General features: G+C 58.7%; 24 protein-coding genes and 1 riboswitch. Of the genes, 19 read left to right on the top strand and 5 right to left on the bottom strand.

Going from position 1 to position 25,670, the window contains the following annotated elements; all coding sequences use genetic code 11:
* The first annotated feature begins 443 nt into the window (after positions 1-443).
* The 10 genes from JW799_RS00740 to JW799_RS00695 all read left to right on the top strand — a co-directional run bounded on the left by JW799_RS00740 (position 444) and on the right by JW799_RS00695 (position 8,493).
* On the top strand, positions 444-935 hold the full coding sequence (locus tag JW799_RS00740) for an Lrp/AsnC family transcriptional regulator (RefSeq protein ID WP_080836644.1): 492 nt from the start codon (positions 444-446) through the stop codon (positions 933-935).
* Between the two features lie 30 nt (positions 936-965).
* Positions 966-2,171 (top strand): aminotransferase class I/II-fold pyridoxal phosphate-dependent enzyme, encoded by a 1,206-nt coding sequence (locus tag JW799_RS00735; protein WP_205428248.1) that lies wholly within the window; start codon positions 966-968, stop codon positions 2,169-2,171.
* 111 nt (positions 2,172-2,282) lie between these two features.
* Positions 2,283-2,480 carry an aspartyl-phosphate phosphatase Spo0E family protein gene (locus JW799_RS00730; protein WP_205428242.1) on the top strand — a complete coding sequence of 66 codons (198 nt, stop codon included), beginning with the start codon at positions 2,283-2,285 and terminating at the stop codon, positions 2,478-2,480.
* 77 nt (positions 2,481-2,557) lie between these two features.
* Entirely contained in the window at positions 2,558-3,157 is a 600-nt protein-coding gene (locus tag JW799_RS00725) for a bifunctional adenosylcobinamide kinase/adenosylcobinamide-phosphate guanylyltransferase (protein WP_080836651.1), read from the top strand.
* The gene (locus JW799_RS00720; RefSeq protein ID WP_080836653.1) at positions 3,154-3,747 is read left to right on the top strand and encodes a cob(I)yrinic acid a,c-diamide adenosyltransferase; all 594 of its coding nucleotides are present in this window, start codon (positions 3,154-3,156) and stop codon (positions 3,745-3,747) included. Before JW799_RS00725 ends, JW799_RS00720 begins: the two co-directional genes overlap by 4 nt.
* On the top strand, positions 3,740-4,756 hold the full coding sequence (locus JW799_RS00715) for an RluA family pseudouridine synthase (protein ID WP_205428241.1): 1,017 nt from the start codon (positions 3,740-3,742) through the stop codon (positions 4,754-4,756). The genes JW799_RS00720 and JW799_RS00715 overlap by 8 nt, the downstream gene beginning before the upstream one ends.
* 153 nt (positions 4,757-4,909) lie before the next feature.
* Positions 4,910-5,275: a Spx/MgsR family RNA polymerase-binding regulatory protein gene (locus JW799_RS00710; RefSeq protein WP_080840858.1), complete on the top strand. Its 366-nt coding sequence runs from the start codon at positions 4,910-4,912 to the stop codon at positions 5,273-5,275.
* 17 nt (positions 5,276-5,292) lie between these two features.
* Positions 5,293-6,369: a site-2 protease family protein gene (locus JW799_RS00705; RefSeq protein WP_080836656.1), complete on the top strand. Its 1,077-nt coding sequence runs from the start codon at positions 5,293-5,295 to the stop codon at positions 6,367-6,369.
* 19 nt (positions 6,370-6,388) lie between these two features.
* Entirely contained in the window at positions 6,389-7,573 is a 1,185-nt protein-coding gene (locus tag JW799_RS00700) for an aminotransferase class I/II-fold pyridoxal phosphate-dependent enzyme (RefSeq protein ID WP_080836658.1), read from the top strand.
* 26 nt (positions 7,574-7,599) lie between these two features.
* Positions 7,600-8,493 (top strand): 5'-3' exonuclease, encoded by an 894-nt coding sequence (locus JW799_RS00695; RefSeq protein WP_080836659.1) that lies wholly within the window; start codon positions 7,600-7,602, stop codon positions 8,491-8,493.
* Between the two features lie 79 nt (positions 8,494-8,572).
* Here the strand turns inward: JW799_RS00695 and JW799_RS00690 are convergent, their stop codons facing one another.
* Entirely contained in the window at positions 8,573-8,845 is a 273-nt protein-coding gene (locus JW799_RS00690) for a hypothetical protein (protein WP_080836661.1), read from the bottom strand.
* Between the two features lie 146 nt (positions 8,846-8,991).
* Between JW799_RS00690 and JW799_RS00685 the strand changes: the two genes are divergently transcribed.
* Entirely contained in the window at positions 8,992-10,551 is a 1,560-nt protein-coding gene (locus JW799_RS00685) for a BCCT family transporter (protein ID WP_205428240.1), read from the top strand.
* 22 nt (positions 10,552-10,573) lie between these two features.
* On the opposite strand, the gene JW799_RS00680 is transcribed toward JW799_RS00685, so the two are convergent.
* Together JW799_RS00680 and JW799_RS00675 are read right to left on the bottom strand one after the other, a co-directional pair.
* On the bottom strand, positions 10,574-10,870 hold the full coding sequence (locus JW799_RS00680) for a DUF3055 domain-containing protein (protein WP_080836665.1): 297 nt from the start codon (positions 10,868-10,870) through the stop codon (positions 10,574-10,576).
* 18 nt (positions 10,871-10,888) lie between these two features.
* On the bottom strand, positions 10,889-12,004 hold the full coding sequence (locus JW799_RS00675; protein WP_080836666.1) for a nitric oxide synthase oxygenase: 1,116 nt from the start codon (positions 12,002-12,004) through the stop codon (positions 10,889-10,891).
* A 299-nt stretch (positions 12,005-12,303) separates the two neighbouring features.
* Here JW799_RS00675 and JW799_RS00670 point away from each other — a divergent pair, with 299 nt between their 5' ends.
* Positions 12,304-13,299, top strand: a complete 996-nt coding sequence (locus JW799_RS00670) for an HRDC domain-containing protein (protein ID WP_205428239.1) — start codon at positions 12,304-12,306, stop codon at positions 13,297-13,299.
* 64 nt (positions 13,300-13,363) lie between these two features.
* On the opposite strand, the gene corA is transcribed toward JW799_RS00670, so the two are convergent.
* The gene (gene corA, locus JW799_RS00665; RefSeq protein WP_080836670.1) at positions 13,364-14,299 is read right to left on the bottom strand and encodes a magnesium/cobalt transporter CorA; all 936 of its coding nucleotides are present in this window, start codon (positions 14,297-14,299) and stop codon (positions 13,364-13,366) included.
* Between the two features lie 410 nt (positions 14,300-14,709).
* Between corA and JW799_RS00660 the strand changes: the two genes are divergently transcribed.
* From JW799_RS00660 to mqnC, 5 genes are all read left to right on the top strand, one after another.
* Positions 14,710-16,056 carry an ISLre2-like element ISTco1 family transposase gene (locus JW799_RS00660; protein WP_080836672.1) on the top strand — a complete coding sequence of 449 codons (1,347 nt, stop codon included), beginning with the start codon at positions 14,710-14,712 and terminating at the stop codon, positions 16,054-16,056.
* Between the two features lie 210 nt (positions 16,057-16,266).
* Positions 16,267-16,385: riboswitch (SAM riboswitch) on the top strand.
* A gap of 96 nt (positions 16,386-16,481) precedes the next feature.
* A complete protein-coding gene (gene metA, locus JW799_RS00655) occupies positions 16,482-17,399 on the top strand; it encodes a homoserine O-acetyltransferase MetA (protein WP_080836675.1) in 918 nt (305 codons plus the stop codon).
* A gap of 28 nt (positions 17,400-17,427) precedes the next feature.
* Positions 17,428-18,588, top strand: a complete 1,161-nt coding sequence (locus tag JW799_RS00650) for a PLP-dependent transferase (RefSeq protein ID WP_205428238.1) — start codon at positions 17,428-17,430, stop codon at positions 18,586-18,588.
* 7 nt (positions 18,589-18,595) lie between these two features.
* Positions 18,596-19,777 carry a trans-sulfuration enzyme family protein gene (locus tag JW799_RS00645; RefSeq protein WP_080836681.1) on the top strand — a complete coding sequence of 394 codons (1,182 nt, stop codon included), beginning with the start codon at positions 18,596-18,598 and terminating at the stop codon, positions 19,775-19,777.
* 144 nt (positions 19,778-19,921) lie between these two features.
* Entirely contained in the window at positions 19,922-21,058 is a 1,137-nt protein-coding gene (gene mqnC, locus JW799_RS00640) for a cyclic dehypoxanthinyl futalosine synthase (protein WP_080836683.1), read from the top strand.
* 155 nt (positions 21,059-21,213) lie between these two features.
* Here the strand turns inward: mqnC and JW799_RS00635 are convergent, their stop codons facing one another.
* Positions 21,214-22,311, bottom strand: a complete 1,098-nt coding sequence (locus tag JW799_RS00635) for a GGDEF domain-containing protein (protein WP_080836685.1) — start codon at positions 22,309-22,311, stop codon at positions 21,214-21,216.
* A 144-nt stretch (positions 22,312-22,455) separates the two neighbouring features.
* Here JW799_RS00635 and JW799_RS00630 point away from each other — a divergent pair, with 144 nt between their 5' ends.
* Positions 22,456-23,322: a putative sporulation protein YtxC gene (locus JW799_RS00630; protein ID WP_176220794.1), complete on the top strand. Its 867-nt coding sequence runs from the start codon at positions 22,456-22,458 to the stop codon at positions 23,320-23,322.
* A gap of 396 nt (positions 23,323-23,718) precedes the next feature.
* On the top strand, positions 23,719-25,659 hold the full coding sequence (gene thrS / locus JW799_RS00625; RefSeq protein WP_205428228.1) for a threonine--tRNA ligase: 1,941 nt from the start codon (positions 23,719-23,721) through the stop codon (positions 25,657-25,659).
* The last annotated feature ends 11 nt before the right edge of the window (positions 25,660-25,670 follow it).

Here is a 25,670-nt window from a genome sequence, read left to right as displayed (position 1 = left end):
CGGATATTTTTGTCCGATGGCAAGCCTATGTTGGATTTTATCCAATGGACGGAGCGGGAAACGGGAAAACCTCGGCCTACAATGGATTTTATCCAACGAGAAACGGTTATATCGGCCCGAATGGACGAAATGGCCCAGCTGGATTGGACAAAATCCAATCAAGCCCGGGAATGTTACGAAAAATCCGGTTTTGATTGGATAAAATCCACCGAAGCTCCGCCGCGCCCTGTTTTTCCATCAAGCCCCCTCCGTTCAGATGACAATTGTCCGCCAAACCGCCAAGCCGAGCAAAAAATCGGACTTGCAAAGCGGCATAAGCCGTTTTCTTTAACCCCCTTTCGATCCCGATCGAGGGGGAGTTTTATTTGGGAAACGCATCGAATTGCTCCTTTCCATCAAGCCTGTATTTGATGTAATATGTAAGGTATTCAGGAGGGATCCCAATGAACGAATTAAAACTGAAAATTCTGGATCTGCTCAAGGAAGACGCGCGCTTGTCCGCATCCGTCATCGCCACGATGCTGGGTGCGGACGAATCCGAAGTGTCCAAAGCCATCGCGGAGATGGAGAGCGATCATGTCATCGTCAAATATGCGACCGTCGTCAATTGGAGCAAGGTCGACGACGAAAAAGTAACCGCCTTGATCGAGGTGGAGTGCTCGCCGGAACGGGGGCGCGGCTTTGAAAGCATCGCGGAACGGATTTATTTGTATCCCGAGGTCAAATCCGTCTACCTCATGTCCGGAGCGTACGACCTGCTCGTCGAAATCGAAGGCAAAAACCTGAAGGAAGTCGCGGCGTTCGTATCCAACAAGCTGTCCACGATCGAATCGGTCATCTCGACGAAAACCTTTTTTATTTTGAAAAAATACAAGCAGGACGGCATCATCTTCGAAGAATTCGAGGACGATCACCGATTGCCGATTTCACCGTAACTTATAACCGAAAGAGGGAAAGAAGGTCCCATGATCAAAGACGAGGAAATGCCCACAACCCGGACCAAACGAATGGAAGAGTATTTGTCGGCCGGCGCCCGCGCCATTCAGCCGTCGGGTATTCGCCGATTTTTCGACCTGGTGAGCGCCAGCAAGGACAGCAGCATCATTTCGCTCGGCGTCGGCGAACCGGACTTCGTAACGCCTTGGCGGTTTCGGGATGCGGCGGTGTATTCGCTTGAGAAGGGAAAAACGCAATATACGTCCAACGCCGGCATGCCGGAGCTGCGGGAAGCGATCGGCGGCTATTTGCACGGAAGGTTCCAGATGGACTATGATCCCGCGAACGAAATTCTCGTGACCGTGGGCGGCAGCGAAGCGATCGATCTGGCCATCCGGGCGCTGATCGAGCCCGGCGACGAAATGCTCGTGCCCGAGCCCTGCTATATTTCCTACAATCCGATCACCGAGCTCGGAGGCGGCGTGGCCGTCGGCATCGAGACGTTCGCCAAAGACGGGTTCAAGCTGACCGCGGAGAACTTGCGGGCCGCCATTACGCCGCGCTCCAAGCTGCTTATTTTGTGCTATCCGAGCAATCCGACCGGCGCCATCATGACGTACGAGGATATGCTGCCGATCGCCAAAGTGGTCGAAGAGCACGATCTGATCGTCATCTCGGACGAAATTTATGCGGAATTGACGTACGGCGACCGGCACGTCAGCTTCTCGAAGCTGCCGGGCATGCGGGATCGGACGATCGTCGTCAGCGGATTTTCCAAAGCGTTCGCGATGACCGGCTGGCGGCTCGGCTATGCGTGCGGGCACCCGGACATTATCGGCGCCATGCTCAAGATTCATCAGTATACCGTCATGTGCGCCCCGATCATGAGCCAGGTGGCGGCGCTCGAAGCGCTGAAAAACGGCATCGAAGAAATGCAGCGCATGATCGAGTCCTACAATCAGCGCAGGAGGCTGGTCGTGAACGGCTTCCGCGAAATCGGACTGGAATGCCATGAGCCGCAGGGCGCGTTTTACGCGTTTCCGTCCATTCAGTCGTCGGGCCTGAGCTCCAACGAGTTTGCGGAACGTCTTCTGAAGGAAGCGAAAGTCGCCGTCGTGCCCGGGCACGTGTTCGGCAAAGGCGGGGAAGGCTTTATCCGCTGCTCTTACGCGACCTCGGTCGCGCAGTTGACGGAATCGGTGGAGAGAATTGGCGAGTTTTTGAACAAAATGTGATTTTTGATCAATTTCTCTAATTTAGATATGAATTTTCCCCATGTTCTGCTATAATTACCCTTGTTTTTCAAGCCGCTGGATGATGACTCGTCAAGTGAAAGGGGAGAGAGCATGGAGACGGCGGAGTATGTTTACGATTCCTACGCGAATTCCGGCAATTTGGCTGACGAAATCGACATTTTGAGGCGGAGCATGACCGAGGTGTTTTTGCGGGAAATGTCGTTTACCTCGGAACCTGTCATCGAAATCAGCCGCTTGCTGGATATTAAAATAAATGAATATATGAAACAGGCCTTGATTGCCCGCTAAGCCCGGAGGTGCGTTTCCGGGCTTTTTCTTTTTGTGCTATAGTGAAACAAGAACGGTCGCGACAGGAGGGGAGCGGGATGCTGTGGATCGTCACCGGGGGAGTCGGCAGCGGGAAAACGGCGTTCGCCCGGCGTCTCGCCGAAGCGCTGGGCCGGGAAGCGATATGGCTGACTTGTCCCGCCTTTCCCGACGACCCGGCGATCGTGCCGGCGCGGCTCGGCGATTCGCCGAAACCGGACTCCTCTTTGCGCCTTGCGACGCTTGATGCGGACGCGGATTTGGCCCGCAAATTGCAGGAAATCAATCTGAGCTCGAATCCGTTCCGGATCGACCAGCGAGTCGTCGTCTTCGACGGGCTGGCCGGCTGGCTGCGCCGCAGATTGGCTTTCGGGGCGGAGGAGGCGGCGATGGATCCGGGCCACCTGGCCGCGCAGCTGGATGCGGCGCTGGATGAAATCGTCGAGGCGATTTTGGCTTTTGCCGGGAGACGCATCGTCGTAACGGAGGAACCGGCCGCGGGACTTGCCGGCGGTCTGTGGGAGCGCTGGTATGCGACCCGGCTCTCGGCGGCGAACATGCGCCTGGCAAGCGCCTGCGACGGCATGCACCGGCTGACGGCCGGCGTGGCCGCGGAATTGAAAGGATTGCGCACGAAGCGGGGGATTTTTCAAAAGTGAACCTATATACCCGAACGGGAGACAAAGGAACGACGTCCGTTATCGGCTCGCGCGTCTTAAAGGACGATGCGCGGGTGGAGGCTTTCGGGACGATCGACGAGCTGAACGCGCTGGTCGGTCTGGCGGCCGCGGCGCTCGCGGCCCTGCCTGACGGCAAGGGCGCGGAGATGCTGAACGAGCTGGCCGTCATCCAGCATGAGCTGTTCGACTGCGGCTCCGACCTGTCGTATGCGCAGCCGAAGCCGGAGCAGCTGAAAGTATCGGCCGCGATGACGGAGCGGCTGGAGACGTGGATCGACCGGCACGCGGCCGCGGCGCCGGCGATCGAGCGGTTTATATTGCCCGGCGGCAGCCCGCCGGCCGCGACGCTGCATGCGTGCCGGACCGTGTGCCGGCGCGCGGAGCGCCGGGCGGTGACGCTGTCGGCGTCGGGGCAAAGCTGCCCGGAAGAGGTGCTGCGCTACTTGAACCGGCTTTCCGATTATTTTTTCGCCGCGGCGCGCGCGGCGAACGCGCTGCTCGGCGTCCGGGACACGGAATACGAACGCGGAGCCCGCGTGTTCGGACGGAGGCCGCCGGCCGATGCATGAATCGGCGGACCGGTATTACCCGCCGATCGTTCACGTCGCGCTTCCGGCCGACGAGGGCAGGACGCTGCGCGACGTGCTGAAGCTGCGGCTCGGCATTTCCCGGAAGCTGTACGTCCGGCTGAAGACGTCCGAGGACGGATTGAAGATCAACGGGCAACCGGCGCGCCCGCACGATAAAATCGCGGCCGGGGACAAAATCGAGGTGCGGATGGCGGAGGAGACGTCGGAAGATATTTTGCCGCAGCCGATGGAGCTCGATATCGTGTTCGAGGACGAGCATTTGCTCGTGCTGAACAAGCCGGCCGGCGTAATCGTTCATCCGACGACCGGACATTACATGAACACGCTGGCCAACGGGGTCATGCATTATTGGCGAGAGCGCGGCGAGCGGTGCCGGTTTCGCCCGGTGCATCGCCTGGACGAGCACACGTCGGGACTGGTGATCGTCGCCAAACATCCGTACGCGCACCAGCAGCTATCGGAACAGATGATCGAAGGAACGGTGGAAAAAGAATACCTGGCTTTCGTTTACGGAAAGCCGCCGCTGGAGGCGGGGGAAGTGCGCGGGCCGATCGGTCGCGTCCCGGAAGACCCGCATCGGCGGGCGATTCGCGACGACGGCGCGCCGTCGTTGACGTACTACGCGCTGGCCCGCCATTTCGCCTGCGGAGCCTCGGAGCTGGCGATCCGGCTCGGAACGGGGCGAACGCACCAGATCCGGGTCCATATGACCTCGATCGGCTGCCCGCTCATCGGCGACAGTTATTATACCGACCCGGCCTGGGAACGGTCGGCGCTGTCTCGCCTGCTGGACCGCGCGGCGCAGCGGCAGGCGCTGCACGCGCGGCTGCTCGGCTTTCGCCATCCGGTCACGAAGGAAGCGATGACGCTCGAAGCCGCGCTGCCGCGGGACCTGGAGGCGCTGGCGGCGCGGCTCGCGGAATTGCCGGAGCTTCCGTGGCCGGGATCTTCGCAAGCTTCCGGCGAAAACGGCGGCCGGCATCGTTAAGCGCCGAAAGCGCCTTTGGCGCGGAGCCGCAACCAACGGCCGGAAATGCCCGTTATGGGGCTGAACCTGAAACATTCGGCGGATGAACGGTCGACGAGACCGTTCATCCGTCCGGACTCCCGGATGAGGAAACGAGACACAAGGAGCATCGCGATGAGCAAAAAATTGCACGTTTACCACTACCCGAAGTGCGGCACGTGCCGCAAAGCGGTCAATTGGCTGAAGGAAAACGGCTATGAGCTGGAGCTTACGGACATTTTCGAACAGCCGCCGTCCGAAGACGAATTGCGGAAGCTGATCGCGCAAAGCGGACTGCCCGTCGCCAAATGGTTCAACACGTCGGGCGAAGTATATAAGGAGCAGAAGCTGAAGGACAAGCTGCCGAACCTGACCGACGATGAGAAAATCAGTCTCCTGTCCGGAAACGGCAGGCTGATCAAGCGGCCGGTCATGACCGACGGCCGCAAGGCGACGGTCGGCTTTCGCGAGCAGGACATCTTCCCCGTCTGGGGGCGGTAAAGGAGAGGAGCATCGCGTTGGCACAAGCGGAAGAGGGGCAAAGCAAGAAACGCGCTCCCGCGAAAGGATCGTGGGCATGGGCGGCCGGATTGCTCCTGCTGCTCTCCAAAGGCAAAGGAGTGCTGCTGGCGCTGCTGAAGTTCGGCAAGCCTCTGCTCTCGATGGCCGTCACGGTCGGGGCTTACGCGCTCATCTACCCGTGGACGTTCGCGCTCGGCTTCGTCGCGCTTATTTTCGTGCATGAGATGGGCCACGTCTGGGCGGCGAAGCGCCGCGGTTTGCCGGTCAGCGCCCCGGTTTTCATTCCGTTCGTCGGGGCGCTGATCATGATGAAACGAAACCCGAAGGATGCGGAAACGGAAGCGGCCATCGCCATCGGCGGTCCGGCGCTCGGGACGGTCGGGGCGTTCGTTTGCTACGGCATCGGGTACGTCACCGGCGCGGAAGTGTGGTATGCGCTCGCCTACGTCGGTTTCTTTTTGAACCTTCTCAATCTGCTGCCGATTCATCCGCTCGACGGGGGCCGGATCGCATCCGCGGTAAGCCGGTGGCTTTGGGTCGTCGGGGCGGTATTGGGTCCGTTCGTCGTCTGGTATACGGGCAGTTTCCTTTTTGCGCTCGTGTGGTTCTGGTTTCTATGGGAAATGTACAGACGATTCAAACGCGACCGCAACGGAGGGGAACCGCATTTCGCGGAAGGCGTTTACGAGGCGGAAGTCGCCCCGGCGCTGCCTGCGTGGTATTTTTCGGGCGAAACGCACCGGCGGGACCTTCCCTTTACCGCGTATTGCCGCTTGGACGGCCAGCACGTCGTGGAGTTCTGGTGGGAGCCGGTGTCGTTTCGCGGGCAGCTGGAAGTGAACGTGCCGTGCATTGTGAAAAACGTTCATATCCGTCAAATCAAGCCGCCCGACGAACACGGCAAGCTGACGCTGACGGTTCGCGTGGAAGGAACGAGACACGAGCCCGGCAATTATTACGACGTGCCGAGCCGCGTGCGCTGGCGGTACGGGCTCATGTACGGAGGACTCGCGCTCGTGCTGCTTTATATGATGTGGATGGTTCAGGAGACCGGACTGCCTCACCCGGGTTAACTTCGAAAGGAAGATGGACATGACGAACAAATGGAGGTCGGATCGGCTGGACAGGCTCGGTTCGGCGATTTTCGCCGAGGTGGCGGAGTGGAAGGCGGAGGCGCTCCGGCAAGGGACGGACGTGATCGCGCTCGACATCGGCAGTCCGGACCGTCCTCCTTCCCCGGAGATCATGGAGGCGCTGTCGAAGGCGGCCCTGCGGTCCGAGCTGTACCGGTACCCGGGCACGCAAGGCTCGGCGAAATTCCGCGAGACGGCGGCCGCGTGGTTCGAGCGCCGGTTCGGCGTCTCGCTGGATCCTCGCGGGGAATTGCTGTCGCTGATGGGGACGCAGGACGGCCTTGCCCACCTTGCGCTGGCGGTGACGAACCCCGGCGATTGCGTCCTGCTGCCCGATCCCGGATACCCCGTCTACCAGGCCGGGCTCGCCGTGGCCGGCGTGGAGGCGATCCGCCTGCCGTTAACCGAGGAAAACGGCTACTTGCCGGACTTTGACGCGGTGCCCGAAGCCGCATGGGACAAAATCAAGTTCATGCTGCTCAACTATCCGAGCAACCCGCTTTCGGCTACGGCCGATCTGGCGTTTTTCGAGCGGGCGGTCGAGGTCGCCCGGCGGCGCGGCGTGCTGCTCGTTCACGACAATGCGTACAGCGAAATGGCCTTCGACGGCTTCCGCCCGCCGAGCGTGCTGGAAGTGCCGGGCGCGAAGGAGGTAGCGGTCGAATTCCATTCGCTCTCGAAATCGTTTCATCTGGCAGGAGGCCGCATCGGCTTTGCCGTCGGCAATCGGGATGCTCTCGAATCGCTGCGGGCGCTGAAGGACAATATCGATTTCGGCGTTTTTCTCGCCGTGCAGGAGGCCGCCGTCGCCGCGATGGAGCGGGACATGGCGGCTCCCGAGCCGGTGGCCGCCCTCTACGAGCGGAGGAGGGACCGGTTCGTCGAGGCGCTTCGGGAAGAAGGGTGGGCCATTCCTCTTCCGAAAGCGACGATGTTCGTCTGGGCGCCGCTTCCCTCCGGGTGGACGTCCAGGACGTTCTCCCGGGAGCTGCTCGCGGCCGCGGGCGTAGCTTCGGTGCCGGGCCATGCGTTCGGCGCGCGGGGAGAAGGGTATGCGAGGCTGGCGCTGGTCGAGGAAGAAGAGCGGCTTGTTTGCGCCGCCCGCCGGATCGGCCGCTTTTTGCGGGAACATGAACCAAGGTAAAACTTAGAACGGGAAGGATGAAACCGATGGCGCTGATCAGGGAGACGGAGCCGGACGAGACGAGGCGCGTGCTGCTTATCGACGGCATGGCCGTGCTGTTTCGCGCCTTTTACGCCACCGCTTACGGAGGATCGGTCAAAAGGACGCAAAACGGCACGCCGGTCAATGCGATTCACGGGTATTTGCGGTATTTCGGCGATGCGGTGCAGCGTTTTTCGCCCACCCATATCGTCTGCTGCTGGGATATGGGCAGCACGACGTTTCGGACGGGCCAATACGCGGGCTACAAGGGAAATCGCCCGGAGGCCCCGGAAGATTTGGTTCCCCAGTTCGGCCTGATCCGGGACGTGATGGAGAGCTTCGGCGTCGTGAACGTCGGCGTCCGGGATTTCGAAGCCGACGATTGCATCGGGACGCTGGCCAGGCGGTTCAGCGGCGAGGCGCTGGTGACGATCATGACCGGCGACCACGACCTGCTGCAATTGACGGACGAACGCATCCGGGTCGCGATCATGAAAAAAGGACACGGCAATTATATCGTTTATACGCCCGAGGTTTTGATGGAAGAACGGCAAATGACGCCCGCCCAGATCGTCGATTTGAAAGGGCTGATGGGCGATGCGAGCGACAACTATCCCGGGGTGCGCGGCATCGGGGAAAAGACGGCGATGAAGCTGATCCGCGAGTACGCGTCCATTGACGGCATTTTGGAAAATTTGCCGCATATTTCGGCCTCGCTCCGGCGCAAAATCGAGGACGATCTGGAGATGCTTCATCTGTCCCGGGAGCTTGCCACGATCCGCTGCGACGCGCCCGTCGACTTGCCGCTAGAGCAATGCGTCTGGAACCTCGACCGGGTACGCGCGCTGGCGATGTGCGAGGAGCTGGAGTTCCGGGATCGCCTTCGCTGGATCGGGTAACGCGGTTCGCCTCTTCAAAACGACCCCGCTTTTTCCGAAAACGGAATCTCGGAAAAAGCAGGGTCGTTTTGTTTGCTCGTTATTCGGATTCGGGCTCGGGACGCTCGGCGTGCGTCGGATGGTCCCCGGGGTAGTCCCGCTCCATCCCGGCATGAAGCTCCCGGTTTTCATACGTATAGCTATTCGGCGGACGCTGCTCCTCCCGCCACGGCGTGCTTTTGCCAAGCTTGACGGAAACCGGGCTGCCGTACGGGCCTTCCGGAAATTCTTCGGCGGTCAGGTCGTTGCGCTGCGATTCCACGGTCGCCAGGTCCGGGACCTGGTGCCGGGTTTCGGGGCGGGAACGCGGCATCGGTAACGTCTCCTTTTCGAAGGGGTTTCCGTTAGCTTCTCCCCGAACATAGGATCCATGCGCCGCTTTTTGTCGCTGTTCTCCCGCTGCATAACAAGCAAGCGTAAGGAAACAATTAGGGGACAACGGTGTTCGAGGGGGACAGCATGGAACAAAAACTGTGGAAAAACCCGGTGTTCGCGGTGTCGGTCGCCGTCATTTTATTGTTCGTTGCGTTCGGAGCGTTCGCGCCGGCGACGTTCGGCGATATCGCGAACCGGCTGTTTCTGTTTACGACGGACAACTTCGGCTGGTTTTATTTGCTGGCCGTCTTTTTGATTATCGTTTTTTTGATCGGACTGGCGATCAGCAAATACGGGTCGATTCGTCTAGGCGGAGACAAGGAAAAGCCCGAGTTTCCCTTTTTTACCTGGATCGGGATGCTGTTTTCCGCGGGCTTCGGGGCGGGGCTCGTCTTTTACGGCGTCGCCGAACCGATGAGCCACTTTTTTACGACGCCGTTCGCGGGCGTTCCGCCGTTGACGGAGGAAGCGGCGCGAATCGCGATGGGCTATTCCTTTTTTCACTGGGGAATCAGCCAATGGTCGGTGTCCGCCATCGTCGGTCTCGCCATCGCTTTCATGCAGTTCAAAAAGCAAAAAAACGGTCTGATTTCGACCGCGACCGAACCGGTTACGGGCTCCAGGCCGATCGTGAAAAACGCGATCGACAGCTTGGCCGTCATTGCCACCGTCATGGGAATCGCCACTTCCGTCGGCCTCGGCGTCCTGCAAATGAACGGAGGCCTGAAAGCCGTATGGGGCATCGGGGATTCCGTCGGCATACAGCTGCTCATGATCGCGGCGCTTTTCGTTCTCTATATGCTTTCGTCGACGACGGGGCTGGATAAGGGCATTCGCGTGCTCAGCAATTTGAATCTGGCAGCGGCATTGGCTCTCGTGCTGTTTATTTTCGTTGCCGGCCCTACCGTCTTTATTCTGGAGACGTTCACGCTGGCGCTCGGGGATTATATCGCCAACTTCATCCAGTACAGCCTGCGGTTGCAGCCTTATGCCGGAGGCACCTGGATTCGGGATTGGACGATTTTCTACTGGGCTTGGGCGATCGCCTGGTCGCCGTTCGTGGGCGGATTCGTGGCCCGGGTATCGAAAGGAAGGACGATCCGCGAATTCATTATCGGCGTCATGGTCGTCCCGCCGCTGATCGCCTGCCTGTGGATGGCGGCGTTCGGGGGGACCGCCTTGTGGCACGACTTGAATCGCGGCGCCGGCATTGCGGCGGCCGTAAATGCGGATCTGACCTCGGCTTTGTTCGAGCTCTACAGGCATATGCCGTTTACGGCGATTTTGTCTTTTCTGTCGATTTTGCTCATCGCGACTTTCCTGGTCACGTCGGCGGATTCCGCGACGTTTATTTTGGCGAGCATGACGACCCGCGGCAGCCTGAATCCGCCGCTCGCCGCCAAAATCGTCTGCGGCGCGCTGATGGCGGGAATCGCGGCGACGCTGTTGTACGCGGGCGGGCTCGAAGCGCTGCAAACCGCCTCCTTGATCGCGGCGCTGCCTTTTACCGTGCTGCTCTTGCTTTTGATCTGGTCGATCGTCAAATTGCTGCGCAAAGAGCCGCTGCCGATCCGGAAGGCCGACTTGCGGCGCTTTCAGCGGCTGGAGGAAGCGGCTCACAAGCAAAAAAACAAAGCGAGATAACGCGGGATCGGCAAAAAGCTTTTCAATCGGTAAAGTGTGGCTCGCCCAGCACGAGGCTTAAAAATTGGGACAGCTCGGCCGCCTGCTCGTCATCGAGCTTGAAGACGGAGTTCAGAACGCCCTCTTCCTCCAAATCGTCCGCGCCGAGCACGGCGCTGCGTCCCGATTGCATGTCGACAACCAGCTTTTTGCCGTAGAACCGGTTCGTCGTCGTAATGGCCAGGTCGAACCGGTGCATGCCCGGCGTAATGAAGGTTACGAATCTCGTCGAAGTCTGCTCGGTGCTGTCGGACATAAAGTCGAAATCGTTCGGTTTCAAAAAACAAGCCTCCTTTCTTTATTGCCCGTATGGCCGGTCCTGATAAACAAACCCCGGGAAAACCGTGCGGTCCTCATAGCTGCCGTGAAAAATGTCGGTCGTCGCCGGAGACATCGGCGGAATGAGCCACGACCAGCGGCCGGTCACTTCGCGGCCGGCCCGGGCCTCGTTTTTCTCGAACATTTTGAATTGCTGCGCGGCCGTATGATGGTCGACGATGCTGACGCCGCTTTTTCGAAACGAATGAAGCACGGCCGCATTCAGCTCGACGAGGGCGCGATCCTTCCAAAGGGATGAATGGGTGCTCGTATCCAGCCCCATATTGCGTGCGACCGCAGGCAGCATATCGTAGCGGAACTCGTCGGCCAAATTGCGGGCCCCGATTTCCGTTCCCATGTACCAGCCGTTGAACGGGGCCGCGGGATAGCGAACGCCTCCGATTTCAAGCGCCATATCCGATATGATCGGAACGGCGTACCATTTGACTGCGGTTTCGCCGAAAAGGTCGAGTTCGGGATGGGACAGGGGGACTTCCAGCACAAGCCGCTCGGGAATCGGATACAGCCGCGGCTCCTGTTCGTCCGTCTGGATGACGAGAGGCAGCACGTCGAACGGAGTGCCTGCGCCCTGCCAGCCCAGCTTGCGGCAAACATCCGTAAAGCTTGCCGAAGCGGGGTCGCCGATGATGCCGTCCTCCGTCCGGTAGCCCGCGTAGCGGATGAGCTGGTGGTTCCAGATGCGCACCGGTTCCCTTCCGCCGGTTGCCGGCGCGAACACGGTGATCGCCGGACGGATTTCGCCGCCGTTGGTGGCGAATTCGATATGCCGCAGCAACGCGGCGTATACGTCGTCGGAAGTCTCGCAATCCCTGGCGTCGAGGACGTGCATCCGGTTCCAGAACAGCCTGCCGATGCAGCGGTTGGCGTTGCGCCACGCCATTTTCGCTCCGTGCGACAGTTCCTCGAACGTGTGGCTGTAGCGGCCTTCCGTTTCGAGCTGCCGTCCGATTTCCCGAATGCGCCTTTCCGCTTCCGCGGGCGACTTGTCCAGTTCCCCGTAAGCCTGTCTGATGAAAGTTTCCGCTTCCGCGTATCGTTTGTCCGTCCCCGTCGCGGACGTTCTCGCGCTGTTCATAAGGGCGTACCTGCCTTCCTGCCATAACCGGTCTAAAATATCCGAAGATGACTTAACCTTAACATAATTTCGGAGATCGCGGCAAAAGGAGAACCTGTGACAGGACGGGGCAGCGGCGGACAAAAAAAGTTAACTTGCCAATTCGATCCATATTCAGTATAATAGCCATACATAGTTCAGGCATTCGAGAGGAAGCACCTCTTTCGTCCATGCGGCGGGAGGTGCTTTTTGTGTCTCCGCATGGCGTTCGTGCCGGAACATGCCAATATGCCGCGGAAGCGGGCAAGGAGGAATCTCGAATGGAAGTCGTATTTCTGAATCGGTTTGAACGGACGGCCGGACTGTCGGACGTCGAGCGGGGGCAAGTGTTTATCGGCGAAGAGCAGGGAATGTGGACGGCCGGATGGCAGGAGCTCCGGGACGCGGAGACGGCGGAACGGGAGCTTTGGTATGAAGGCGCGAGCTGGGAAGAGCTGCTGGCCTCGTTCCGGTACGGAATCGCCAAGCGGATGAAGGACGGATTTCGCCCGCTGCTGGACAGCATGCTGGAGGATGCTCCTTATTGGGAGCGCACGCCCGCGTTGCCGGGGCTGCTGGCTTGCTACGCCGATTTGAATGACAGGGAGAAGGAGCTGGAGCCGCTGCGCCAGTGGAGACGCGCCAAGTCGGCCGAAGAGCGCCGGGCGGCTTACTTGGTGGCGACGAATCGCGAATTGCAAATGCTGGCCGTTTACGTGCCGCGGACGATGGAGGAGCTTGGGCAAATTCCGGGATTCGGCCCGAGAAAGACCGAGCGCTACGGATCGGAGCTGCTCGAATTGCTGAAGCCGCTGCCGCGGGAGCATTCGTTTCCGCTGAATTGGGTCGAGCGGAAAATCGATTTGAACACGTGGAGCGAGTGGACGTTCCGCCAGAAGGAGGAGAAATACGGGAAAAGTCTGTCGCTCGTCCGGGAAAAGCGCAAGCTGCTGGCCGGCATTCGCCAGGGGCACACGTTGGACGAGCTGGAGCGGGAGTTGAATGTGCCGCGAAGGCAGCTGATCGAGCGGATCGAGAAGCTGGACGAGGAAGGCTACGACGTGTCGATGCTGGTCGATAAGGAGCTGGCCGGCATGCCCCAGACGGAAATCGACGGCGCGCTCAAGGCGATGAAGGATTTGGGCGATCGCTTTTTGAAGCCGCTCGTCAAGCGGATTTACGGCGTCACGGAAGAAGGCGGCGGGGAAGCCGAACGCTGCTACGAAAAGGTTCGCTTCGTCCGGATCCGTTATCGCCGGGGCGCGCAAGCGGTCTAGACGATAACGGCGGACCCCGGCGCTTCCGCTTCTGAGGCGGGAAGCCCGGGGTCCGTTTGCGCCGTTACAGCCAATCTCTTTTTCGAAAATAATAAAACATGCCGAACCCGATCAAAACCATGATGACGAGCAAAACGATCGAGCCGTATTCCTCGTGCATGCCCGGAATATAATCGAAATTCATCCCGTAAACGCCCGTAATGAAGGTCAGCGGCATGAAGATCGTCGTAAGAGCGGTAAAAACGCGCATGATTTCGTTGGCCCTCGTGTTGATGCTCGACTGGTAGGCTTCTCGCAAGTTCCCCATCAAATCGCGGTACGTCTCGAACGTTTCGTAAATTTTAATCGCGTTTTCGTGAATGTCCACGAAATACTTCTGCAGCTCGTCGTCGATGAGCCGGAGATCGCGCTTGTTCAGCGCTCCGATGACGTCGCGCTGCGGTCCGAGCACCTTTTTCAGCCATAAAATTTCGCTTCGCAGACCGACGATTTCGGTCAGGTGCGATTTCTTCGAGTGCATCAGAATGTCCTCTTCGAGACTGTCGATGCGGGCTTCGATCCGGTCGCCGACGAGAAAGTAATTGTCTACGACGATGTCGACGAGATGATAAAGCAGCCGGTCGGCCTTGTTGACTTCCTGCTCCCACAGAATCGGCTTGATCGAACGAAGCTCGTTGATTTTTTGCCGCGTTACGGTGATGAGATAGTGCCGTCCGAGAAACATGTTGAGCGCCCGGAGGAAAATTTCCTCGTCGTCGAAACGTATGCTGTTGATGACGATGAAATAATGATTTTCGTAAACCTCCAGCTTGGGCCGCTGCTCTTCCTCGGTCATGCAGTCCTCCACGGCCAGATCGTGCAGCCCGAACAGCGGCTGAAGGTCGACAAGGTCTTCGATGTTCGCGTCGATCCAGTAAAAGCCGTCCTCCGGCGGGGTCAGCGCCGCGCGTACGTCTTCCACCGGCGTAAAGACGCCTTTGTTTACCAATCGGATTTTCATCGGTATCCGCTCCTTTGCATGAAAATCATGCAGGAGGCCGTAATGCCGATCGTTCAAAAGAAGGAAGGGCCGGCCGCGGCGAAATCGGGCGGCGGAACCTTCGCGACGGCTTGCGGTCCTGCTCTGTGCGGGTTGACGAACGAATGCTACTGGGTCCCGGCTGATCGCCTTCCACGGCCGACTCCCCCCTTCGAAAAGTGTCGAAATAAAGCCTGCAATCCGTCCTAAGTATAATCTCCCGCAAAGCCCCTTTCAAGAAACATTTGCGGACGGGCGGCAAACGATGCCGATGATGAGATAGTGTAAAATCTCTGTGGGTGTAGGAATTGGAAAAAGCGGATATAGAAAAAGAGCTTCTCCCTTGGTAAAGTGATGTTTGCGCACAACACACCAAGAAGGAGGAAGCTCCTGTGAGCCACTTTACCACAACAATGCCGACGATGAAAGAGATTGAGCAATGGATTTTCCGGAAAATGCAGGAGGAATTCGCTCGTGCGATGAAGCAGGTACTGGAGGCGCTGGATCAGCAGATCCTGGAGCAACGGGACCGAGAGCGTTATCGAGTAAAGGACGAGCGTGAAACAAGCGTCAACACAGTGTTCGGGAATGTGCGCTTTAAGCGGAGATTGTACTGTGACCGTAGAAGCGGCAAACACGTGTATCTGCTGGATCAGCTGTTGCAATTCGAAGGGCGCGGGAAAGTCAGTCCGCATTTGGAAGAGACAGCAATCGCATTCGCAAGCCAAGGACCGTCGTACCGGGACAGCGCAAAGAGGCTGGAGCAGCTTTTGGGCTACAATGTGCTGAGCCACCAAGCGATCAGGGAAAAACTGATGGAGCGTGCGCAACAGCCGATGCCAGCGGTGAAACGGCGCGCTGCCCGCGTGCTGTTCGTGGAAGTGGATGGGCTGTACACGAAGCTGCAGCGGAGCAAAAAGCGCGGGATGGAGAACGCAATTGCAGTCGTACACGAAGGCTGGGAGAAGAACGGCAAGCGGGTACAGCTGAAGAACAAACAGCATTACCTGCATACGAGCGGCGGCGACTTCTGGGAAGGGTTCGGGGACTTTCTGGTGGAGCGTTACGAAATCGACGAGAACACGTGGCTTGTGGTGAACGGAGACGGCGCGGCGTGGATCGGGGAATGTACATCCTACTTTCACCAATGTCTGTACATGCTGGACCGCTTTCATGTGGCGCGTGATTTGAAACGCTTTGTTGGTCATTTGCCGCAGGTGTGGGAGACCGTGAGACGGTCTTTGGCCAAACAGGATGCAGCCGCGCTTATGGCGGTCCTGGAAGGCGTGTCGGAGCAAGAGATAGCGGAAGAGAACCGGAAGGATTGGAAGCCGTATAAAAGATTTCTAAAGCGGCATGAGAAGCATTTGGACGACTACCGAAAAACACTCCAGGCGAAGGGGATCGACACAAGCGGTATGCGCCCGATGGGAAGCGCGGAATCGCAGATGCGTATATTCGCCAAGCGGACGAAGCGTGGCGGGTACAGTTGGAGTGAGCGAGGCGTCAGGGCGATGCTGAGGACGATGATGAGGATTCAAGAAGCGGGCACGGTGGTAAGAACGGTTGAAGGACAAGCGAGTAAGCAGGCAACGCCGCAGCAGTCGATAAACATGCGGCAATTGCTCAAGAACGTGACGCAACCGGTCAAGGGTTGTATCGCTGGAATGATTCGCATGCTGCAAGGACCGAAGCAAAGCAGCACAACGGGTATGGCACTCAAAGCACTTCGCGGATAACGGCAAAAAATTCTGACAAATCACTTGTGTTTGATGAAAGAACGAAGCAAAGCGCTTACAAGGAAGAGGTTCCTTCGGGGTTCGCGTTCCAGGCATCTTAAATGACTGCCCACGCTAGCTTGACACTGACCGATGATGAATTCGGCTTGACGATGGTATCGTTTTCGGGTAAATTAGGATTAGTTTGATTACAACCGAATAGGTTTTGCCATCTTATCAAGAGCAGGCGGAGGGACTAGCCCTATGAAGCCCGGCAACCGGCGTCGACGACGCACGGTGCTAATTCTTGCGGAAACGGACGCGGACGCGGCGTTTCTGACAGATGAGAGAGGCGCACGGTCCTTTACCGACGACGGCCCTTTCTCCGGAAAGGGCCTTTCTTCTGTTCGATGATGCACAAACGACGACAAAGGAGGCTGACAGCTATGCCGATTAAAGTGCCCGACCATTTGCCGGCCAAGGAAATTCTCGCCGGAGAGAATATATTCGTCATGGATGAGAGCGTAGCCTACAAGCAGGATATTCGGCCGCTGCGAATCGCGATCCTGAATTTGATGCCGACCAAGGAGACGACCGAAACGCAGCTGCTGCGGCTGATCGGCAATACGCCGCTGCAGGTAGAGGTCGTCCTGCTTCACCCGAAAACCCATACGTCCAAAAACACGTCGGCGGAGCATTTGGAAACATTTTACAAAACGTTCGACGATATCAGCCATCAGCGGTATGACGGCATGATCATTACCGGGGCTCCCGTCGAGCAGCTTCCGTTCGAGGACGTCACGTACTGGGAAGAGCTGAAGGACATTATGGACTGGAGCGCCCGCAACGTAACCTCGACGTTCCACATTTGCTGGGCGGCGCAAGCGGGGCTTTATCACCATTTCGGCGTACCGAAGCACGATTTGCCGCAAAAGCTGTTCGGCGTGTTCCCGCACACGATCGCCAAACGCAACGTCCGCTTGCTCAGAGGGTTCGACGAGATGTTTTACGTGCCGCAATCGCGCCATACCGAGGTGCGGCGCGAGGATATCGAGAAGGTGCCGGGCCTCGAGATCCTGTCCGAATCCGAAGATTCGGGCGTATACATCGCCGCCACGGAAAACGGCAGGCAAATTTTCGTGACCGGCCATTCGGAGTACGACCCGCTGACGCTGAAGTGGGAGTACGACCGCGACAAGGCGAAGGGGCTGCGGATCGACGTGCCGCAAAATTATTTTCCGAACAACGACCCGTCCCGGTTGCCGCTGTCGACGTGGCGGGCGCACGCGAACCTGCTGTTTTCCAATTGGCTGAACTATTATGTCTACCAGGAAACGCCTTACGATCTCGGAGCAGGAATCTAAATATAGCGCGAAGGAGCAGCCACCATTCATGAACATTGAAAGCCGCTTGGCCCAAATCGGTTCCCAAAACGACCCCCAGACCGGGGCGGTAAGCTATCCGATCTACAACGCTACCGCTTTCCGCCACCCGAAGCTCGGACAGAGCACCGGGTTCGACTATTCCCGCACGAAAAGCCCGACGAGATCGGTGCTTGAGGCCGCCGCGGCCGATTTGGAAAGCGGCGATGCAGGCTTCGCCTGCAGCTCGGGAATGGCTGCGCTGCAAACGATTTTCGCCTTGTTCGGGCAGGGCGACCAATTGATTGTGTCGCTCGATTTGTACGGCGGCACCTACCGCTTGCTGGAAAAAATCATGTCCCGCTTCGGCGTCTCCGCCTCTTACGTCGACACCGACGACATGGACGCGCTGGAAGCTCATTGGACGCCCGCGACCAAGGCGGTGCTCATCGAAACGCCGACGAATCCGCTCATGATGATCACCGATCTTGCGAAGGTATCCGCATGGGCCAAGCGCAAGGGCATGCTGACGATCGTCGACAACACGCTGCTGACGCCGTATTTGCAGCGCCCGATCGAGCTCGGCGCCGATATCGTCATCCACAGCGCCACCAAATATTTGGGCGGGCATAACGACGTGCTGGCGGGCCTGATCGTCACCAAGGGCAAGGAGCTGTCGGAGCAGATGGCGTTTTTGCACAATTCGATCGGCGCCGTGCTCGGCCCGCAGGATTCGTGGCTGCTGATGAGAGGAATGAAGACGCTGGCGCTGCGGATGGAGCGGCACGAATCCAATTCCGTCCGGCTCGCGCAATGGCTGAAGGAGCATCCGGCCGTCGAGGAAGTGTACCATCCGGCGCTGCCCCACCATCCCGGCCATGAGATCCAGAAGCGCCAGGCATCGGGCAATACCGGCATTTTCTCGTTCCGGATGAAGGACGCGAGAACGGTCGAGCCGATTTTGCGCCATTTGAAGCTGATCGCCTTCGCGGAAAGCCTGGGCGGCGTCGAATCGCTGCTCACCTATCCGGCGGTTCAGACGCACGCGGACATTCCGGAGGAAATCCGCCGCAAGGTCGGCGTCGACGATCGGCTGCTGCGCTTCTCGGTCGGCATCGAGCATATCGACGATCTCATCGCCGACCTGGACAACGCGATCGGCGAGGCGCTTCGCGAAATCGGAAAGGAGTAACGCGAACATGAGCAGACAATCCGAATCCGACTTCGAACGGAACGAGACGCGCTTTGCGACCAAGCTGATTCATTTCGGCAAGGAGATCGACGAAACGACGGGGGCGTCCAGCGTTCCGATTTTCCAGGCTTCGACCTTTCATCATTTCGATTTGGACAACCCTCCGAAGCACGATTACAGCCGCTCGGGCAATCCGACGCGGGAAGCGCTCGAGGAATATATCGCCCTGCTCGAAGGAGGCGCGAACGGCTTCGCGTTCGCGTCCGGGATGGCCGCCATCTCGACGGCCTTTCTGCTGCTGTCCGCGGGCGACCACGTCATTGTGACGGAGGACGTTTACGGCGGCACCTACCGATTGCTGACGACCGTGCTGAACCGTCTGCAAATCGACTCGACGTTCGTCGACATGACCGACTTCGAGCAGGTTAAGGCGGCGCTCCGGCCGAACACGAAAGCGGTGTTCATCGAGACGCCGTCCAACCCGACGCTGAAAATTACCGACATCGCCGAAGTCGCCGGTTGGGCCAAAGAGAACGGACTGCTGTCGATGCTCGACAACACGTTCATGACGCCTTATCATCAGCGTCCGATCGAGCTCGGGGTTGACGTCGTCATCCACAGCGCGACCAAATTTTTGGGCGGGCACAGCGACGTGCTGGCCGGGTTGATCGTCACGAGAGACGAGTCGCTCGGCCGCCGCGTCAAGCAGCTGCAAAACGGGCTGGGCACCGTCCTGGGCGCCCAGGAAAGCTGGCTGCTGATGCGGGGGATGAAGACGCTGCGGGTGCGGATGGCGGAGAGCGAGCGCGGGGCGGCCAAGCTGGCCCGGTGGCTGCAAGCCCATCCGGCCGTCGGGCGCGTGTACTACCCGGGACTTGAAGGCCATCCGGGCCGCGAGGTTCACGAGCGTCAATCGCTCGGGTACGGCGCCGTCGTGTCGTTTGACGTTGGCGACGGAGAACGGGCCCGCCGGCTGCTGGGGCGCGTTCGCTTGCCGCTCGTCGCGGTCAGCCTCGGCGCGGTCGAAAGCATTTTGTCTTACCCGGCGATGATGTCCCATGCGGCGATGCCGAAGGAGGTCCGGCTGGCCCGGGGAATTACGGACGGGCTCGTGCGGTACTCGGTCGGTCTCGAAGACGCGGACGACCTGATCGCGGATTTGCAGCAAGCTCTAGAATCGACGGAATAATTGCGTTTATCAAGCCGCGGCGCCGCCCCTTACTTTTAGAAAGTGGTGGCTGCTGCGGTTTATTTGTGCTACGATGAACAAGACGAGTTAATCGGTTAACGTTTTTTCGGCCAGAGAGAAGCGCAAGAGGGAGGAGAAACCGAAATGAGTACGATAGATCCCATTTTGAAACGGGCCGCAAGCGGGGAACGACTGCAGCTCGATGACGTTATCGCGCTGTTCGAATCGGATGAAATCGAGAAAATGGGGCACGCGGCCAACCAGATCATGCTGAAGCACCATCCCGAACCGATCACGACGTTCGTCGTCGGCCGGAACGTCAACTATACGAATATTTGCGACGTTTATTGCCGGTTTTGTGCGTTTTACCGCGCTCCGGGCTCGAAGGAAGGCTACGTTCTGCCGGACGAAGCGATCCTGCAAAAAATCCAGGAAACCGTCGACGTCGGCGGCACCGAAATTTTGATGCAGGGCGGAACGAACCCGAACTTGCCGTTTACTTACTATCTCGATCTTCTCCGCAAGATCAAAGCGAGATTCCCGCAAATTACGATGCACTCGTTCTCGCCTGCGGAAATCCACAAAATGAAAGAAGTGTCGAACGGCCTCTCGCTGGACGAAGTCGTGCGCCAAATTCACGAAGCCGGGCTTGACTCGCTGCCGGGCGGGGGAGCGGAAATTTTGGACGACCGCACCCGGAAGAAGATCAGCCGCCTGAAAGGCAGCTGGCGCGACTGGATGGACGTGATGACCGCCGCGCACAAGGTCGGAATGACGACAACGGGCACGATGGTCATCGGCTTCGGGGAATCGATGGAGGAGCGGGCGCTGCATTTGCTTCGCATCCGCGACGCGCAGGACGAATGCGTGAACAACGGCTATCCGTCGAAAGGGTTCCTCGCGTTTATCCCGTGGACGTTCCAGCCGGACAACACGAACATGAAGCGGGAGAAAGCGACGCCCGAAGAATACTTGAAGACGCTCGCGATCAGCCGGATCGCGCTGGACAACATCCCGAATTTCCAATCGTCCTGGGTGACGATGGGGCCGGAAATCGGCAAGCTGTCGCTTACGTACGGCGCGAACGACTTCGGCAGCACGATGATGGAGGAGAACGTCGTGTCCGCGGCCGGAACGACGCACAAAGTCAATATCGAAGCCTGTCTGCGGATCATCCGCGAAGCCGGCAAAATTCCGGCGCAGCGGAACACGCAGTATGAAATCTTGAAGGTATACGAAGAGAACGAACACGCGACGAAAGACTTCGTCATGCAAAATTGAATTCCCTCGGCTTGAGCGAAGCCTTCCCGTCCCTGCGAATCAGCCGGCTGGGAAGGCTTTTTTGCTGTTTCCAAGGTGCAGGATCAAGCGGTCCCGCTATCCGGTGCTCTCCCCGTGCAAACGCCGATAGCCTTCGCTGGATTTTATCCGTTCCCTCACGTTCTGGCTTTCGCCATCACCGTCCGGTTTTTTCCCGATCGCTTCGCTTCGTACAAGGCTTCGTCCGCTTTGCGGAAAAAAGCCTCCTTGCTCATCCCGGCAGCATGGGAAGCGATGCCGATGCTTACGGTCGCCGCTTGGCCGTTCAACTCCGGATGCTTCATTTCGGCCGCCGCGCCCCGGATGTTCTCCATCAGCTCGTACGCTTCCAGAATGGACCGCTCGGTGATGAGCACGGCCAGCTCCTCTCCGCCGTAACGGGCCGCGATATCGTTGGGGCCGATCAAGGATTTGACCGTGCCGGAAATCGCTCGAAGCACGTCGTCGCCGGCGCTGTGGCCGAACGTATCGTTCACTTGCTTGAAATTGTCGATGTCCACTAGCGCCAAGTGAAGACGCAAATTTCCCGAGTCGCTTTGTTCGGTCAGCCTGGAGAAATACTCCTGGAACGCCCCGTGATTGTAAGTGTCGGTCAGGGCGTCGGTTTTGGCGCGCTTGTCCATGACGATCGAACGGACGAGCAGCTGCTGCTGGGCATCGTAAGCTTTGGCGAGTTTGCGGTACAGATCGCGGCCGCGCAGCAGCACGCCGATGCCGACGGCGCTGTATATGCAGAGAATGGCCGAAATTCCGATGATTTCATCCAACGTGACGGACTTTTGGATTTCGGGATGGATACAGGCCAGAGCAATGAAAGAGCCTACCGCAAGGCCGAAACCGAAAAGCGACAGGCCGACTCGAAAGTAAAAAACGCTGACCAACACCGGGAAGAAAAGGGCAAGAAGCAAAAATTGGGCGTCGACGTGCAGCACCGCGACGCTTACGGCCAAAGTTGCGGAAACGGCTACGATAACGTATTCATGAATCTTGGGAAAAAAACGAACGGCCGCTTCGGCTGCGAAGACGGCTGCCAAATTCAGCGAACCGTATCGGAGATGCCGGGCCATTGACGATGGCGTCATCCCGCCGTCCGGTTGGGCGATCAGATAAAACAGCTCGATCGCGACGGCCATCGCAAAAAGGAACCATAGGCAATTAAGCAGCCGACGGTTCCATTTGGCGCGATAATTTTTCAATTCTTCCGAACCGATCATTTCGATACCTCACGTTTTGTCGAACCCAACAAAATTCCATTCGCGTTGTCATTTTATAAAATATACCATACCCGATCGCCGATCGTATATCCCCAATTCGGCCACCATATAGTTAGGATAATGGGATCGCGGGAGGCGGAGATGATGAGAATGGACAGCTGGACGATTGCGGCAGGCAAATCGGCTTCGCACGAACTGGCGACGATGTTGAACCGCTCTTTTGCCGGATTGAGCGGAAATGACGGGGAAGGGCCGTGGGCGGTCGAAGAGGGCGGAAATATCCGCTGCTGCTTGAAGATCGGGCAGGGGCGGGACGAGTTTTGCTCCCGAACAGGTCAGGTTTTGGCGGAGTACACGGTGGAAGAACGGGAATTGAAAATGCTTCGGCGCTTTTTGGAAACGGGCCAAGGTTTGCGCAATGGTTTCGAAATCGACTTGATCGTGGCCGAAACGATCGCGCTGCTGGATGGCGAGCCGGAACCGGACGTCCGGGAGAACGGGAGAGGGCGGGAACGCCGAATTCGCAGGCTGGGTCAGCATTACGCCGCCTATTTGAAGGAAAATGACTATTTGAATTTGGACGGATTTATTCGCTTCCGTCTTCGCGAGTACCGGGAGGAGGTGAAGGAAGCGGCCGAGACGGCGCTGGAAGATCGGCTCATGGAAAGGCAATACCAGGAGTTCGTGTCGCTTCTGCAAACGATGGTGGAATGGCAGGAGGTAAAGATGGCCGAAGTTCACGTTCTTCATGGCGGAGGACATGCCTTCAAGCTGCTTGACGATCGCTTGCGGCCCCTGGAGAGGGACGCGGAGGGAAATGGCGCGGAAGGAAGCGACCTCGCGGAATCGGGCGACGGGGACGAGGAGGAGAGCATGCTGGTCAGCCGTCTGCTCGCCGCTTCTCCCCGGCGGCTTTACATTCATACCGACGACCCGGAAGCGCAGGTCATCCGGACGCTGATGGGCATATTCGGCGAACGGGCCGCCTTGTGCCCGGAACATCTCACTTGACGCGGAAGGCTTGCCGGTTGTATAATTCCGTTCAACAGCCTTGCGCGATTCGCAAGCCACATCATATCGGCGATGAGAAAGACACCGATGTCCGAAACGGACGGCCCAGAGAGAGGAACCGATGGCTGAAAGTTCCTTCCGCAACCGGCTGACATCGACCCCTTTCGAGCCGCAGCGCGGAACACGTAACGACGGCAAGTATGCGCTGCCGGGTCATGACCGTTAATCATGCCTGAGAACCGAAGCTTCCCCTGCGGACGGCATCGGTTGAACAAGGGTGGAACCACGAGCTGACAACGCGCTCGTCCCTATCGGGACGGGCGCTTTTTGTCGTTTGCGGCCCTTTCTCGGGGATAAGGCGCGTCAAGGTGTCAAATTTGAAGGAGGACACGTTTTATGGCTGTACAAATCAAGCTGCCGGACGGCGCCGTCCGGGAATACGCGGAAGGATCGACGATCGACGACGTTGCCGCCTCGATCAGCGCGGGACTTCGAAAAAATGCCGCCGCCGGCAAAATCAACGGAAAAACCGTCGATCTCAAGACGCAATTGGAAGATCAGGCGACGATCGAAATCGTGACGCTCGACTCCGCGGACGGCGTCGAGGTGATGCGCCACAGCACGGCGCATCTGATGGCCCAGGCGATCAAGCGCCTCTACGGCAATAAAGCCGTGAAGCTGGGCATCGGCCCGGTCATCGAGGACGGCTTTTATTACGATATCGACATGGACCAATCGATCACGCCCGAGGATCTCGAAAAGATCGAGCGCGAAATGGAAAAGATCGTCAAGGAAGATTTGCCGATCGTCCGCCGCGTCGTGTCGCGCGACGAAGCGGTCGCGATCTACAAGGAGCTCGAAGATCCGCTCAAGCTGGAGCTGATCGAGGGATTGCCGGCCGATTCGGTCATTACGATTTACGATCAGGGCGAATTTTTCGACCTTTGCCGCGGGCCTCACCTGCCGTCGACAGGACGCATCAAGTCGTTCAAGCTGCTCAGCGTGGCCGGCGCCTACTGGCGCGGCGACAGCAAAAACAAGATGCTGCAGCGGATTTACGGAACGGCTTTCGCCAAGAAAAGCCAACTGGATGAGCATTTGCACTTCCTGGAAGAAGCGAAAAAGCGGGATCACCGCAAACTCGGCAAGGAATTGAAAATGTTCGCGTTTTCCCCGCAAGTCGGGCAGGGCCTGCCCTTGTGGCTGCCAAACGGAGCCAAGGTGCGGAGAACGCTGGAGCGCTACATCGTCGATCTGGAAGAAAAGCTTGGCTACCAGCACGTTTATACGCCGGTGCTGGCCAACGTGGAGCTGTACAAAACGTCGGGCCACTGGGGCCACTACCAGGAGGACATGTTCCCGCCGATGGAGCTGGACAACGAGGAGCTGGTGCTTCGGCCGATGAACTGTCCGCACCATATGATGGTGTACAAGAGCGACATGCGCAGCTACCGCGACCTTCCGATCCGGATCGCCGAGCTCGGGACGATGCATCGCTACGAGATGTCGGGAGCGCTGACGGGTTTGCACCGCGTGCGCGCGATGACACTGAACGACGCTCACATTTTTTGCCGCATGGATCAGATCAAGGACGAGTTCGCTCGCGTCGTCGACCTGATCAAGCGCGTTTACGAGGATTTCGGCATCAAGGATTACCGGTTCCGCCTGTCGTACCGCGATCCGAAGGACACCGAGAAATACTGGCCGGACGACGAGATGTGGGAAACGACGCAGCGCATGCTTCGCGAAGTCGTGGAAGAGATGAACCTGCCGTTTTTCGAGGCGGAAGGGGAAGCGGCCTTCTACGGACCGAAGCTGGACGTGCAGATCAAAACCGCGACCGGCAAGGAAGAAACGCTGTCGACCGCGCAAATCGACGTGCTGCTGCCGGAGCGCTTCCAGCTCGAATACGTCGGCGAAGACGGCAAAAAGCACCGCCCGGTCGTCATTCACCGCGGCATTATCAGCACGATGGAGCGCATGACCGCCTTTTTGCTGGAAAATTTCGTCGGCGCGCTGCCGCTCTGGCTGTCGCCGGTTCAGGCCAAAATCATCCCGGTCAGCCAGGCGTTCAACGATTACGCCCGGGAAACCGCGGAGAAGCTGCAGGAAGCCGGAATTCGGGCCGAAACCGACTTGCGCAACGAGAAGCTTGGCTATAAAATCCGCGAGGGCCAATTGGAGAAAGTGCCGTACATGCTGATCGTCGGCCAAAGCGAGGCCGACAGCGGCTCGGTATCGGTGCGGCGCCGCGGGGAAGGCGACCTCGGGGCGCAGCCGGTTGCGGACTTTATCGCGCGCGCGGCCGGGGAGATCGCTGCCAAGCGGATCGACTAGACGGCGCTTTT

This window comes from Cohnella algarum, assembly GCF_016937515.1.
GTDB classification, from domain to species: Bacteria; Bacillota; Bacilli; order Paenibacillales; family Paenibacillaceae; genus Cohnella; species Cohnella algarum.
This window is presented reverse-complemented; position numbering and strand designations above follow the sequence as displayed.